Source organism: Rhizobium sp. BK060, from assembly GCF_014193145.1.
In the GTDB taxonomy this organism is placed as follows: domain Bacteria; phylum Pseudomonadota; class Alphaproteobacteria; order Rhizobiales; family Rhizobiaceae; genus Rhizobium.
Genome location: NZ_JACHYW010000001.1, coordinates 255903 through 270527, shown reverse-complemented (window position 1 = coordinate 270527; position 14625 = coordinate 255903). Strand labels below are relative to the sequence as shown.

The window sequence follows — 14625 nt, the reverse complement described above, 5'->3', positions numbered from 1 at the left end:
TTGCGATCGAACGATCCCACCCTCTGAAACCCTTGCCCGCACCGGGCCCTTGCTGGCGGATTTCGGTATAACGCGGGTGGCCCGGCATACGGGCCTGGACAACATCGGCATACCGGTGTGGTGTGCTTACGTGCCAAATGGGCGGTCGATCGCGATCGCTCAGGGCAAGGGTTTGACCGATGACGATGCCAAGGCTTCGGCCGTCATGGAAGCGTTGGAGCGCGTCGTTGCCAACAGGCCGGCCGTTCCAACGTTGCGTACGTCGGCTCAGGATCTTCACGCGGCGGGCTTGTCTTTCGATACGCTCTCCTGCCTGATCGGCCACCAGGAGGAGGACATCCGGCCGGACGAGCAGATCGACTGGGCGCGCGGCAGGGAGCTGCTGACGGATCGGGAGATTTATGTCCCATTCGAGGCGGCGCTTTTGGACAGGACGCGACGCAACCGCTTCTGGATGTCTTCTGATGGTCTTGCCTCCGGCAACACGCAAGAGGAGGCAATCCTGCATGGGGTGCTTGAGCGTATTGAACGCGATGCCTATTGTCTTTGGCAGATCGGCAGCGAAGAGGATCGGCTTGAGCGCTGTATCGATCCGCTGGGCTTCAGCGATCCGGTGGTGGACGAACTTGTTCGAAAGATCGAGGCGGCAGGGCTCGCTGTGCGCCTGTTCGACATGACAAGTGATATCGCTGTTGCCTGCTTTACCGCCATCCTCGGGCCTGCAAAGCGAGGCAAGGAAAACATCCGCTTTGTCGAAGTGACTGGTGGCAGCGGCGCGCATCTTTCACCTTTGCGGGCGGCCATACGGGCAATGACCGAGGCCGTTCAATCCAGGGTCACCTATATCAGCGGCGCACGCGACGACTTATCGCCAAAGGCGTTTGAGTGGCCTGTGCCTGCAGAGACCTTGCGCGCCCTCGATGCCATGCCGGTCGCTCGTACCAGGAACGTACCCTCGCAGCAGCATGGCGTCAGATCGCACCTCGCGGAGGTCCTCGATGCGTTACGTGACCGACAGATCACATCCGTCATCGCGCTGCCACTCAGCGATCCGCGCCTTCCCTTTCACGTTGTCAAAATATTTGCTCCGAATCTTGAAAATCCCGAGGGCGCGCGGGCGCGTCGTTTTGGCACTCGCGCGGTTGCCAAGGCGGTGTTCTCATGAAGGTCGTCTTTGTCGGGCCAAGCCTGCCGGATGCCGCCCTCTTTGTCGGGAACGAGGTCACCATATGCCCGCCTGCCGTTCAAGGCGACGTCTTGGCCGCTGTAGGCAGGGGCGCCCGCGTAATTGGCCTCGTCGATGGCGGTTTCGAATACATCGCGCCGGTATGGCACAAGGAAATCCTTTATGCGCTTTCGCGGCAGGTTCGAGTGTTCGGCGCCGCAAGCATGGGCGCATTGCGGGCGGTTGAATGCGGGGTTTTCGGTATGGTCGGCATTGGTCGCATCTACAGCGAGTATGCGACAGCTGCGACAGTAGACGACTCGGATGTTGCGTTGCTGCATGGACCGGAAGAACTTGGATACAAGGCGCTGACAGTACCGCTGGTCAACGTCAGGGCGACTCTCGATGAGCTTGAGCGTCATCAGGTCTTGACGCGAGGGCTTCGCATGGCGCTTGAGGCCGCTGCGGCCAATCTGTTCTTCAAGATTCGGACATGGCGAGCAATCGTGGCAAATGTCGATGTTCCCGCGGCAGACAGGCAGCAATTGCTGTCGCTGCTTCGATCGAGCGAGGTCGATCAGAAGCGAGCAGACGCTCTCGCCCTGATCGAGGCCGTTCGGGCTGCGGATGATCACCCTGTGCCTGCTGAAGTTACATGGCAGTTCAACGAGACCTTTATTTTGTCGGAAAAGCTGTAATTTGTCGGCCAGCACATGAAATGCAACAATAAAGTGTGTCACGTGTTTTTCACGGGCCTTTTGCGCGTATCCTGAATATTCTCTCCCCCGTTCGAGGGAGAACAAAAATGAGTGCAGCATCGGCGAACAGACCGATCGACCTGGGTAGCAGTGAGCGATCTTCCGACGATTTGGAAGAACTCGTCGCACTGGCGCGCATGATCGCTTACGCAAAATACGCGGCCGAAGACGTCGACCTGGTGGGGGCGATGCACTGTCTTGGGATGGCGCTGAATGAAGTTCTGCGTGAAATTGGCGACGGTCCGCATGAGGGTTTGGCGGACGTGCTGGCGTCTAAAGGGGCGATCTGCCTGAACTGACATTATTGAGGGGACTGCGGGATAGGCCGGCGCCATGCGCCGGCCTATGTCAGTTTCTTGGAGTAGACACAGAGCTTTTCAGACTGCTGATAATCATTGCTCTTATAGTAGTCCGCAACGCCGCCGGTACAGCGAGAGACAAGCCACACGTGCACGTAGCCCATGATGCGCGCCTCCTCCTCCAATCGTTTCAATAGGCACGAACCGATTCCTGAGCGCTGGTGCTGTGGCCGTATTGCGATTTCCGCGACGTGAATCCCGCGACCCATCACAGACGTGTGCGGCAAGCCAAAGGCAAAGCCGACGGGCCTTTGTGCGTCAAACGCTGCCACGGCTAGGCACATGGGCGTCGTTGTCAGTTCGTCGATGCGGGAAATGGCGTTCTGAATGGACCATTCTTCGTGCCAAGGCGGCTTGGCGTAGGCTTGAACGATGATGTCAGCGCTTTGCAGCGCCTCATCCCGGGTCATGCGTCTATAAATGATCGGCATTCACATCACTGTCACCATAACTGCGCGTGAACACGCGTCATGGTGCCTTCCTGTTCATTCCACCCCGTGACGTTAAAGCACAGGCGCGGCGGGCCGTGTTGTGACTTCATCGTGACACGCGCATTGCGGGCAGGCAAAGATTGAAATTACGAGCACTTTTCGATTGGTATAGTGACATATGCACGCCAGCGTTTAAACCCTTGCGCTATAGCGCGCTGGACGACGCCCACGACCTTGACACCAAAAGAAAGTGACTTAATCTAATCTTCGGATCCGAGATGCTCGATGTGTGGAGGCAACGAGCTCGGCCTGGATCCTGTTCAGGGAGGAAATAGGGTGAGGAAGAAGGCAATTACGCTTGCGCTTGCTGCCAGCACGATTTTCACACTGCCGCAGCTCAGCATCGCTCAAGACACCATCACCGGTGATATCGTCGGCAAGCCCGATGCGCCAAACAAGATGGTTTTCCGCATGACAACGGACGGCCCGCGCAACAACGAGCCGGCTTATGCTCAAGGCTATAGCAAACTGTTCAACGACTTCATTGCCAAGCGCCCCGATTGGCAAATCGAACTGCAGATGATGTCGGGTGACATCGGGCAGGAGCAGGCGCGCATGCTCGAGCAGGCGAAGTCCGGTTCGGCTCCCGATTGCGCCGCGGTCGATTCCTTCGTGTTGCCACTCTTCAAGAAGGCCGGTGTACTGCAGTCCTTCTCGCCCTACTTCAGCAAGGATGAGATTGCGCAACTCTTTCCATTTATCCGCGATGGCATAACCGGCACCGATGGCAACATCTATGCATGGTGGTGGTCGACGGATCTGCGCGTCCTTTATCGCAACAAGGAAATCGTTCCGGATGCTCCCCAGACTTGGGATGACCTGAAGAAGGCAGCATTGTCGTCTGTCGAACAAGGCATGGAAGGTGTTCTGTTCAATGGCAGCCGCTATGAAGGAACGACCTTCGACTGGCTTGCGAATTTTTGGGCGCAGGGCGGCAAACTGGTTGACGACGAAGGCAAGCCGATATTCGGTGAGGGCGAAAATCGCGAGAAATTCATCAAGGCCGTCAATTATTACCGCGACCTCGTCGAGTCCGGGGCAGCGCCGAAGCGCGTAGCAACAATCGGCAATTACGACGACTTCAATGCGGCCGCGGCAGCCGGCACGACCGCGCTTTTCGTCGGCGGCAACTGGCAGTATGCCCAATTGAAGACGGCGCTTGATCCGGACGAATTTGCGAAGTGGAGCTTCTCGCCGCTTCCAGGACCAACGGCAGATCAGCGCTCGACCGGTACTGGTGGCTGGACCGTCGCCGCGTTCAGCAAGGATCCCGCCAAGGTCAAGGTCTGCGCCGATCTCGTGCGCGAGGTCTACATGGGGCCGGCCAACGCACTGCAGGAGCAGCTTCCCACACGTGCTGACCTCTACGACAAGTACGAGGTGTTTTCGAGCGAGGCGAACAAGACATTCGCTGCAGCCTTGAAGGTCGGCCAAGCAAGGCCTGGAGCGCCTGTCTATCCGGAGATCTCGAACCAGATCCAGATCATGATGGGCAAAGTCCTGACTGGTACCCAGGCGACCGAGGCTGCCGTTGACGAGGCCTTCAGTGCTTCTCTCAGCGCCTTCAAGCGGAGCTGAGGGATCGATCGGCGGCGCAGAGTCCCTCCTTTGCGCCGCCGGCTCCAACTGGACGGCATCCTTTAAGGACAATGGACCGGATTGATCGATGATGAATGCTAGCATTGCGGCCGAACGCCCCCAAAGGCTTGGCGCAGGTACCTTGCGCCGGCGCAATCCTTCGCCCCTGCCCTGGCTTGTTCCGCTCATTTTCGTGCTGGGCGTCTTCTACCTCTATCCGCTGCTCGACGTGTTCCGCTTTGCGTTCACGAACATTTCGCTCGTCGGTACCGATGAGCAATATACGCTGCAGACGATCATCCATACCCTATCGAAACCCGAACTTGTCCAGATACTGTGGGTCACCTTCGTGTTCACGGCGTCCAGTGTCGTTGCGCAACAGGTGCTCGGGTTCTTCATCGCTCAGGTCGTCGTGCGCAGCGAGAAGCGGGGCCTGTTTGGATCGACCATCGTGCGAACCACGGCGCTCGTCGCATGGGTCGTGCCCGGCATTGCCGGTGGCATTATCTGGAAGATGCTGTTCAACGAGGCGCCCTTCGGCGGCCTGAACAGCCTGCTACGGATGGTGGGGGCTGCGCCGGTACAGTGGCTCTCCGATCCCGCCATGGTCATGTGGTCCGTCGTGATCTCCAATGTCTGGCGCGGGACGGCCTTCTCGATGGTCGTCATGTATGCGGCCATCAAAGCGATCGATCCCGAGCTCTACGAGGCTGCCGAGATGGACGGTGCCAATGCACGGCAACGCATGTTCTACATCACCCTGCCGCAACTGCGCACCGCGATCCTGGTCAACATGATCCTCATCACGATCCAGACGCTGAACACCTTCGACGCCATCATCTCGCTGACGGGCGGCGGGCCGGGACGAGCAACCGAAGTGCTTTCGCTCTACACGTTCAATGTCGTGTTTCGAAACTACGACCTTGCGGCCGGCGCTGTGTTATCGATCCTGATGCTCGTCATCAGTCTCAGCCTGGCGCTTGTTTACGCGCGCTTCCTTCCACGAGGAGAGCCGGTATGAAAACTTCGAGAGAAGATAGGCTCGGCGATCTATTCAGCTACATTTTTCTGGCTGCTACGTTCCTGTTCTTTGCCTGGCCATTGCTGTGGCTTCTTTCATTGGCGCTCAGGACGCGCAAGGAAGTGTTTCTCGGCGTCAGTCGGTTCATTCCGAAAGCCCCTACCCTCGATAACTTCGCGACCATTCTGTCCTCCGACAAGTTTGCCGGATACCTCTGGAATGCCTTGATCCTGTCGACATCAAGCGCCATCGGCTGCCTGGTGGTGGCACTGCCGGCCGCTTACGCCTTCTCGCGCTTTCCGTTCCGCGGGAAGGGCCCATGGATGATGGTCCTGCTCGCCTTCCAGATGATCTCGCCGCTCGTCATCATGGTGCCGCTTTATCGCTACATGGCAGCCATCGGTCTGACAGACAGCCATTTCGGCGCGGCAATGGTCTATATCGCGCTTGCGGTGCCGATGGTAACCTGGATCCTGAAGGGCTTCGTCGACGGCATTCCTCGCAGCCTCGACGAGGCCGCGTTCATCGATGGGTGCAGCCATTTCGCGGTTTTCTGGCGGATCATATTGCCGCTATCGAGTCCCGGCATTGCATCTGCCTTCATCATTACCGTGATTGCCGGCTGGTCGCAGTTCCTCGTACCCTTTCTGCTTATCAGCAAGGAATCTCTGATGCCGATCGGTGTTGGGATTTTCCAATATGCCGGAACGCAGAATGATTCTTCCATTCAACTCCTGGCCGCGGCCTGCCTGGTATCGGTCGTACCGGCGATCGTCGCCTTCCTTTCCCTTCAACGGCTCATCCTCGGTGCGATGACGGCAGGTGCCGTCAAGGGCTGATCTTTGTTTCAAATCGCAGGATATCATTATGACGCTTACGTTGCTCCAACGCCTTGAACGCATCCGCGCCCGTTCCGCGGAACTCGAATACTGGCGCTCGCGTGAAACCGTCCAGATCGACGGCTGGACATTCGGTGGAGAGCCGATTGCCATCGGCGCACCATGGCCGCGCAGCGACGGTACCGTTCATTTTGCGGCGACTGCCAAACTGCCCGGCCATTGGCCGCTGGAAGATGCTCGTCTTTGGCTCGATCTCGGCGGGGAAAGCCTGATCACGATCACCGATGAGGCAGGGAACGAAAAGAGGCTTGGCCTCGATCCATATCACCGGGAATTCCTCCTCCCTTCGCGGAATGTCCAGATCGCATCGGAGACGGTGGCACGCTTGCCGTTCGGGGAGCCCGTGCGCGGTCCGAAGCTGGAGCGCGCAGCGCTGATCTGGCTGGATACGGCAGTCGACAAGCTTTGGCTGCTTCTGCGCCAGATCTGCGAGGCAGTGGATATTCTCGAACAGCATGAAGTGGTTCCGCACTTGCTCGATATCGCCGAGGATACGATGCGTGGATTGGAATGGCCGTCGGCAACCACAGCCTACGTGGCGCGCACCGCCCCTTCCCCGATGCAGCAAAAGATCTGGCAATTGCCGCCGCTGGAAGTGTCACCGGAGGGGCTCAATCAGGCCGAGCGCGCCAGCGTGGTTTTTGCCTACGAGACGCTGCTTGCGCGGCTGAAGAGACTGCGTGAACGGTTCCCGCCACAGGGCGAGATCGCGCTGACGGGACACGCGCACATCGATCTGGCCTGGCTCTGGCCCTATGGCGAAACGAGGCGGAAGATGCGCCGCACCTTCCATACCGCGCTTTCTCTGATGGAACAGTCTTCCGATTTTCGCTTCAATCAGTCGACTGCTCACTACTACGCGCAAATCGCGCAGGACGATCCAACACTCTTGGGGCGGATTATCGAGCGTGCCCGAGAGGGACAGTGGGAGACAGTGGGGGGCATGTGGGTCGAGCCTGATACGAACATGCCGACCGGTGAAAGCCTTAGCCGGCAGATTCTCTATGGGCAGCGCTATTTCGAAAAGACATTCGGCGTTCGCCACAGTGTTTGCTGGCTACCGGATTGCTTCGGCTTCTCCGGCGCCCTGCCCCAGCTGTTACGCCAGGGCGGAATGAACAGCTTTTTCACCATCAAGGTCAATTGGTCGGAGACCAATAAATTCCCATCCGATCTCTTCTGGTGGGAGGGCCTGGATGGCAGCCGGGTTCTTACCCATACGTTCGATAACCCAATGCATGGCTATAATGGCTTCGTGCGGCCGGATTGCTTTGTGCCAACCTGGCGGAACTTCAAGGACAAGGACAAGCACGACACGACCCTGCTTGCGGTGGGGTATGGGGATGGCGGCGGCGGCGTCACGCCTGAGATGATCGTGCGCGAAGAACAACTGCGGGCATTTCCCACTTTACCGAAGGCGCGCTGGACGAAGGTGCACGACTTCTTCAAAGGCGCGCATGAGCGCGCAACGGAGAAGGATCTGGCAACCTGGCGCGGCGAAATCTACCTCGAACTGCACCGCGCGACCCTGACCAGCCAGAGCGTCGTAAAGCGACTGCATCGCAAAGCTGAACGCAGCCTCATTACGGCCGAGACGCTGTTTGGACTTGCGCATCTGATGGGAGCCGACCGACCCAGATCGATGGAGCCGGAGTGGCGGGTCGTCCTGAAGAATGAATTCCATGATATCCTGCCTGGCTCGTCCATCGCGGAAGTCTACGTCGATGCCGCCAACGAACTCGAGTCCGTCATCGCCGCGGGGAACACGGCACAGACCAAGGCGATGGAAGCAATCGCCGGGCAATTGCCGGCCGGCACCGGCGACAACGTACTCGTTGTCAATCCGTCCCTGTCCGCACGCCCGCTGCGGCTGACGCTTCCCGACGGGAAAGCGGTCTCCTGCGAGGCGATGATCGCGCCGCTCGGCATTGCTGTCGTCGCCCCCCAGGCGCTGCAGCCCGCGCCCGGCCTTTCCGTCAGCAGTGAGCATTTGGAAAATGCCGTTCTGAAGGTCACCTTGGCCAAAAATGGTTCGATCGCCAGCCTTGTTCACAAGGCGACTGGTCGCGAAGCGCTGGAGGGTGGTGGCAATCGCCTCTTCGTCTACCCGGTAGACAAACCGCGCAACTGGGATGCCTGGGACGTCGAGGAAGACTACGCCCAGCGCGCAGAAGAGATCACCGCACTCGATAGCCTCGAGGTGATCGAGAACGGGCCACACCGGGTGGCGATCAGGATCGTCAGAACGTGGCGGCATTCACGCATCACGCAAGTGTTGTCGCTTGGCGCCAATGCGCGGCGTCTCGATATCGAGACCGAACTCGATTGGCACGATCGCCGCGCGTTTTTGCGCACCGAAACGAGCGTGGCCGTTCGCAATGGTCGGGCAACATGCGAATGCGCCTATGGCGTGGTCGAACGGCCGACGCACTCCAATACGTCTTGGGATGCCGCCATGTTCGAGGCGCCCGCCCACCGATTTGCAGACCTGTCGGAACCGGGATTTGGCGTCGCCATTCTGAACGACGCGAAATATGGGCATAGCGTTCGGGGAAATGTCCTTGGTCTGTCGCTTCTTCGCTCACCGATCTATCCTGATCCGCTTGCCGACGAAGGAGTGCAGACCTTCACCTATGCGCTGATGCCGCACGAAGGGACGTGGTATGACGGCGGGATCCGGGAGGAAGCCGAAGACCTGAACCAACCGCTCTTGGCGGCGCCTGTGGCAGGACGTGCGATCGGCAACTGGCAGCCGCTCGGGGCAACCGGGATCGATGCGGCACTCTCGGCCGTGAAGGCTGCGGAAGAAGGCGACGGGCTGATCGTGCGCGTCTACGAACCGGCGGGGCGCCGCGGCGCATTTGAGCTGAAGCTCCCGTCCAACTGGCGCAACCAGGGAGCGGTCAGCATCCTGGAAGAGCCGATGTCTGAAACGCCCGCCACCGGGTTGAAACCCTTTGAGGTCAAAAGCTGGCGAATTTCAAAGGCTTGAATCAAGGGATGATGAGAAAGGGGCCGGCAATGGCCCCTTTTCCTGTTGGAGCCGATCACATAGTGTCGCTTGAGACTGGCTTGGGCCATGCAGAAGGGAGATTGAAGGTGTTGGTGTCGGGCTCGAACACGGAGCAGGCTGCAGCCGCGAACCGGGCCATGATCCTTTCCGCGATCCATCGTGGTGGTCCGATCTCACGCACGGAACTGGCCGAGCAGTCCAGGTTGACCAAACAGGCCGTGACGCGAATTGTCGAGCGGCTGCTTGATGAAGGCCTGATTATGGAGGCGCGGCGGCGACACGGTTTAAGGGGGCAGCCGGCCATTGAGTTGGAGATCGATCCGGACGGCGTCTTCTCGATCGGCGCGAACATCGATCGCGACCATCTGACGATCGTTGCTGTGGACGCCGTCGGCACTGTACGTGGGCGCATCCACCACGAGCGTCGCTTTCTGTTGCCAGACGACTTCGTCGCGCTCGTGGGCGACGCGCTCTCGTCCTTTCGTCGTCGCAAGATCATTCAGGAAAGCCGGCTCGCAGGCATTGGTCTTGCCATCCCCGACTGGCTTGGCGAGGTGCCGGTGATCGGATTTCCCGCGCAATATCGGCGTTGGAATGGCTATGACGTACGCGGCGCTTTGGAGGCACTCTCCGACCATCCCGTCTTCATCGACAATGATGCCAATGCTGCTGCGCTCGGCGAGATCGAATATGGCCTTGGCACTGAAATCGACAGTTTCTTCTACATTTTGGCGAATGCCTGCCTTGGCGGCAGCCTGGTGATCGACGGTGTTCGCCACAAGGGGGCCAGTGGTATCGGGGGAGAAATCGGCTGGCTGCCTGTTGTCTTTGATGAGGGACCCTATGCCGGCAGCACCCAACCGCTCGGCGAGATGTTTTCGCTCTTCATCCTGCTTGACTATCTACAGCGAAATGGGATCAAGGCGAGGACGCCCTCCGATCTCCTGGAGCTTGATGAGGCCGGCCGCAATCTCATAAGCGCATGGTTGCGCAAGGTGAGCGTCAAGATTGCGCAAGCGGTGGTCAACATAGGAATGATCGTCGACCCTGAGGGGGTCCTTATAGGAGGCCGTTTTCCGGTTCGCCTGATCGACGAACTCCTCCTTTATGTGCACGAAGAAATTGCCCGCATCGGTGCGCAGGCGCCGTCGCTACACCGGGCGGCAGGATCAGAAGATGCGGCCGCACTTGGCGCCGCCGCAATTCCGCTCGCGCACCGGCTCGGACTTCCCTCGGCCGAACCGGCACAACGGGTTCGCAACCCGCTCGGCGGACATCCGGCCCAGACGTCGAACTTGGCACCGGCGTAAGACGGCATGACTGTCGTTGAGGCTTAAGCTCGTGTGTCCGGTAGCGCCATTGCGTCCAGGGGGCGCAAGGCTGCACCGAGCGCAACACCCGCCCAGGGAAACGTCGCGCGTCTGATCTGTTGGATCCATGGCGCAATGACCAGGTCGCGGATCTTGTCGTCGCGTTCCTGCGACATGCGCTCGACCACCGCATCCAAGACGTTATTGGGCAAGGCGCCGCCAAGGAGGATGGCACCCGGCGCTATAAAGCCTGAAACAGCGAGCACTGCCTCGTGCAGATGGCGGGCGGCGGTCGCGAGCCAGCTGTCCTCGTCGGCTGAGCCAGCTTCCAGCGACGGCAACGTTGCAACATCGTTCAGACTGGCTCCGTCGATCCCGGAGCGCATTTCGCCGATTTGTCCGGCGCGTCCATGGATGCCCCGGAACACCCTGCCCCCTATCAGGAGACCTGCACGAACCGTGTAATCGGTAAGGATCATGACCATCCCGCCCTCGGGGTCTCCGATACCCAGCGCGCGTTCGGCTTCGATTGCTGCCTCGGTGTCATCGAGGAAGAAAAGCGCCTCGCTCTCTCCGGCCAGAACGGTTTCTATCTCTTGGCGAGCCAAGAAAGTGTCGGGCGACGTTGCGATACCGCAGCCGACAAGCTTGGAAGGACCCGCGGTTCGGCGAAGATCGGCGACCGCGGCGACAAGATCGTCGCGCGTCGCGAAAGCTTCCTGGCCAACGACCTCGCCCGCGAAATCCACCAAGGCGACATCACCATTGAGCTTGCCGATACGGACGCCGAGTGAGTAGCGAGCTTCGGCACGCAATCCGAATTCGGCGGCAGTGTAGTGTGCGGTCGTGGAGCGCTTGCGTTCGGTGACGAGTCCCGCCAGCCCAAGGCGGCGGACAATTCCAGTGATGGCCGGTTCTGTTAGGCCAAGCTCCCTGGAAAGCTCCTGACGTGTCAGCGCACCACGGCGCCGTAGCAACCTCAGGGTCGTTCGTGAATTGTGCTCGGCAATATCGACTGGACTGATGCCGGGACGATCATCGTGTCGGGACCGCTGCCTGGCTACGCCGGAGATCGAATGGCGTCGAAGTGTTTTCAAGCAAGCGATATCCCATAAGCTGCAGCTACGCTGGCGATAGATCACGCGCAACCGACAAACCTATCGCGCAATTTTCCAACTGCATCAAGAACCTGGCGCCTGGTAGACCGGAATTTGGCGCCAGCGGCACTCAGGCGGTCGCACCAGGGGCGCGATGGGCTGTCTGTCGCAATACTGCGACAGTTGGCGCCCTGCAATCTTTTCTATCACCTCCTGCGTCCCCGGGCCTGGAATTGCCAAAGCGACGCCTTTGCGCCAAATTGGTCTCACAATTGGTTGGAGGAGCCAATGGGTGAACTCGCTGCGCATGCGGAGCACGTCTACACGTGTACCCAGAGGGATTCGGCGGCAGCCAACTCATCCATCGTCGCGTCCTGGCGGCGGTGCATTGCCATGCACAGGCTCGCCCCGGAGCAAATGCGCGCGCCGCTTCGACTTTCCGAACAGGAGCTGAAAAAGGCTCGGGAAGCCTCCGGGAAACTCATTGCCGACGCGTCTGCCGAACTCGATCGTTTGTTTGCGACGGTGGGCAAGAGCGGTTGTTGCCTCATATTGACCGATCACAACGGCGTGGCGCTCGAACGCCGCGGTGTGGCTGGCGATGATAAGCATTTTCATGAATTGGGCCTGTGGACCGGCTCCGTTTGGACCGAAGCGAGCATTGGCACCAATGGCATCGGGACCGCGATTGCCGACGAGCGTTCAGTGACGATCTTGCGAGATCAGCACTTCTTTAGTTCGAATATCAATCTGAGTTGCACGACGGCGCCGATCAGGGATCATCGTGGCCAACTGGCCGCCGCGCTCGACATATCGACGTGTCGCGACGAGGTGAACGAGGGCACGTTGGGAATCCTCGGTCAGATGGTTCGTGACGCGGCCCTGCGCATTGAAATCAATCTCTTCAGAAGCGCCTTTGCCGGAGCCCGCTTCGTCATGGTACCTGCCGCCAGCAACCCAACGGCAGCGCTGCTCGCTGTCAACCGACATGATCTCGTCCTCGGCGCTACCCGCGCCGCACGGCTGGCCCTGCAGCTTGATGATCGGCGTATTTCGGTGGGGCTGCCCGCCGCCGATGCCCTTCAGGAGCAGAGCATTGCCGCAGACGAGGATCTTGTTGAGGCAGAACGGGCAGCCTTGGTGCGCGCCCTTTCGCGCTCAAGCGGAAATGTGTCTCAGGCTGCCGTTGCACTCGGCATGAGCCGGGCAACGCTGCACAGGAAGATGAAGCGGCTCAATCTGCATTGACAGCCTTGGCGCTGGCTTGTCGCACGGGTGCGACACTGTGCACTGCGGTATTCTCCAGGGTAACTTTCTCCCGTTGTAAAACGCGCGCAGTTTCCTCTCACCGGTTCGCTCCGAACCTGGCCCTTTCAAGGAGGAGGATCAAATGCTGCATCAGAAGATCGTCGAGTCGCCGTTCAAGACGAGATATGGCAACTTCATCGGCGGAGAATGGCGCGAGCCGATCGAGGGGCGCTACTTCGACAACATCACGCCCGTTACCGGAGGAAAGCTTTGCGAGGTGGCCCGCTCCAGTGAACTGGATGTCAATGCCGCACTTGATGCTGCACACGCCGCCAGGGAGAAATGGGGCAGGACGTCGGTCGCCGAGCGGTCCAATATTCTGATGAAGATCGCCCAACGCATGGAGGATAAGCTAGAGCTCCTCGCGCAAGCCGAAACATGGGACAACGGCAAGCCGATCCGCGAGACGATGGCTGCTGACATCCCTCTGGCGATCGACCATTTCCGCTACTTCGCCTCCTGCATTCGCGCGCAGGAAGGTTCTATCGGCGAGATTGACCACGATACCGTAGCTTATCACTTCCACGAGCCGCTCGGTGTTGTCGGCCAGATCATCCCCTGGAACTTCCCGATCTTGATGGCGGCATGGAAGCTTGCTCCCGCACTGGCCGCCGGCAATTGCGTCGTGATCAAGCCGGCGGAGCAGACCCCGGCGTCATTGCTGGTCTGGGCCGAACTCGTCGGTGATCTGTTGCCGCCGGGTGTCCTCAATATCGTCAACGGTTTCGGTCTTGAAGCCGGCAAACCCCTGGCGTCCAGCCCGCGGATCGCCAAGATTGCCTTTACTGGCGAAACGACGACCGGTCGTTTGATCATGCAGTATGCCAGCCAGAACCTCATCCCGGTGACGCTTGAACTCGGCGGCAAGTCACCGAACATCTTCTTTGCTGACGTCATGACCGAGGATGACGACTTCCTGGACAAGGCGCTGGAGGGCTTCGCCATGTTTGCGCTGAACCAGGGCGAGGTCTGCACATGCCCCAGCCGTGCACTTATCCAGGAATCGATCTACGACCGGTTCATGGAAAGGGCGGTCAAGCGTGTCGAAGCCATCAAGCAAGGCAATCCTCTCGACGCGGCAACGATGATTGGCGCTCAGGCATCGAACGAGCAGCTGGAGAAGATCCTCGCCTATCTCGACATCGGCAAGCAGGAGGGCGCTGAAGTGCTGGCGGGCGGCACGCGCAATGATCTCGGCGGCGAGCTCGCCAACGGCTACTACGTCAAGCCAACGATCTTCAAGGGCCACAACAAGATGCGGATCTTCCAGGAAGAGATCTTCGGGCCGGTCGTGTCCGTAGTCACCTTCAAGGATGAAAAGGAAGCACTCGAGATCGCCAACGACACGCTCTACGGTCTCGGCGCCGGCGTCTGGAGCCGCGACGCCAACCGCTGCTACCACTTCGGTCGCGACATCCAGGCCGGTCGTGTATGGACGAATTGCTACCATGCCTATCCGGCGCATGCAGCCTTTGGCGGCTACAAGCAGTCGGGCATCGGTCGTGAAACCCACAAGATGATGCTCGACCATTATCAGCAGACGAAAAACATGCTCGTGAGCTACAGCCCAAAGGCCCTCGGCTTCTTCTGAGAGCAGTCGTTTGCGCGCGATCAACGGTTCGCTCC

Annotated in this window: 12 protein-coding genes; 10 read left to right on the top strand and 2 right to left on the bottom strand. The window is 59.6% G+C overall.

Annotation, left to right across the window (positions count from 1 at the left end; translation table 11 throughout):
• The first annotated feature begins 13 nt into the window (after window positions 1-13).
• The 3 genes from FHT71_RS01205 (at window position 14) to FHT71_RS01195 (ending at window position 2222) form a co-directional block, all read left to right on the top strand.
• Window positions 14-1165 (top strand): YcaO-like family protein, encoded by a 1152-nt coding sequence (locus tag FHT71_RS01205; RefSeq protein WP_183718785.1) that lies wholly within the window; start codon window positions 14-16, stop codon window positions 1163-1165.
• The gene (locus FHT71_RS01200) at window positions 1162-1863 is read left to right on the top strand and encodes a TfuA-like protein (RefSeq protein ID WP_132588087.1); all 702 of its coding nucleotides are present in this window, start codon (window positions 1162-1164) and stop codon (window positions 1861-1863) included. Before FHT71_RS01205 ends, FHT71_RS01200 begins: the two co-directional genes overlap by 4 nt.
• A 107-nt stretch (window positions 1864-1970) precedes the next feature.
• On the top strand, window positions 1971-2222 hold the full coding sequence (locus FHT71_RS01195; protein ID WP_007801476.1) for a hypothetical protein: 252 nt from the start codon (window positions 1971-1973) through the stop codon (window positions 2220-2222).
• A 44-nt stretch (window positions 2223-2266) separates the two neighbouring features.
• Here FHT71_RS01195 and FHT71_RS01190 read toward each other — a convergent pair whose 3' ends face one another.
• Window positions 2267-2713: a GNAT family N-acetyltransferase gene (locus tag FHT71_RS01190; protein WP_183718714.1), complete on the bottom strand. Its 447-nt coding sequence runs from the start codon at window positions 2711-2713 to the stop codon at window positions 2267-2269.
• Between the two features lie 336 nt (window positions 2714-3049).
• Here FHT71_RS01190 and FHT71_RS01185 point away from each other — a divergent pair, with 336 nt between their 5' ends.
• The 5 genes from FHT71_RS01185 to FHT71_RS01165 all read left to right on the top strand — a co-directional run bounded on the left by FHT71_RS01185 (window position 3050) and on the right by FHT71_RS01165 (window position 10594).
• Window positions 3050-4351, top strand: a complete 1302-nt coding sequence (locus tag FHT71_RS01185) for an extracellular solute-binding protein (RefSeq protein WP_348649283.1) — start codon at window positions 3050-3052, stop codon at window positions 4349-4351.
• Between the two features lie 91 nt (window positions 4352-4442).
• On the top strand, window positions 4443-5372 hold the full coding sequence (locus FHT71_RS01180) for a sugar ABC transporter permease (protein ID WP_183718781.1): 930 nt from the start codon (window positions 4443-4445) through the stop codon (window positions 5370-5372).
• Window positions 5369-6211 carry a carbohydrate ABC transporter permease gene (locus FHT71_RS01175; protein WP_183718712.1) on the top strand — a complete coding sequence of 281 codons (843 nt, stop codon included), beginning with the start codon at window positions 5369-5371 and terminating at the stop codon, window positions 6209-6211. Before FHT71_RS01180 ends, FHT71_RS01175 begins: the two co-directional genes overlap by 4 nt.
• Before the next feature lie 28 nt (window positions 6212-6239).
• A complete protein-coding gene (locus tag FHT71_RS01170; protein ID WP_183718710.1) occupies window positions 6240-9263 on the top strand; it encodes a glycoside hydrolase family 38 C-terminal domain-containing protein in 3024 nt (1007 codons plus the stop codon).
• Between the two features lie 158 nt (window positions 9264-9421).
• On the top strand, window positions 9422-10594 hold the full coding sequence (locus FHT71_RS01165; protein ID WP_245505403.1) for an ROK family transcriptional regulator: 1173 nt from the start codon (window positions 9422-9424) through the stop codon (window positions 10592-10594).
• A 23-nt stretch (window positions 10595-10617) separates the two neighbouring features.
• On the opposite strand, the gene FHT71_RS01160 is transcribed toward FHT71_RS01165, so the two are convergent.
• Entirely contained in the window at window positions 10618-11691 is a 1074-nt protein-coding gene (locus tag FHT71_RS01160; RefSeq protein WP_183718708.1) for an ROK family transcriptional regulator, read from the bottom strand.
• A gap of 288 nt (window positions 11692-11979) precedes the next feature.
• Here FHT71_RS01160 and FHT71_RS01155 point away from each other — a divergent pair, with 288 nt between their 5' ends.
• Both FHT71_RS01155 and adh read left to right on the top strand, forming a co-directional pair.
• The gene (locus FHT71_RS01155) at window positions 11980-12939 is read left to right on the top strand and encodes a helix-turn-helix domain-containing protein (protein WP_183718706.1); all 960 of its coding nucleotides are present in this window, start codon (window positions 11980-11982) and stop codon (window positions 12937-12939) included.
• A gap of 142 nt (window positions 12940-13081) precedes the next feature.
• Window positions 13082-14590: an aldehyde dehydrogenase gene (gene adh / locus FHT71_RS01150; RefSeq protein ID WP_132588093.1), complete on the top strand. Its 1509-nt coding sequence runs from the start codon at window positions 13082-13084 to the stop codon at window positions 14588-14590.
• Window positions 14591-14625 lie beyond the last annotated feature (35 nt).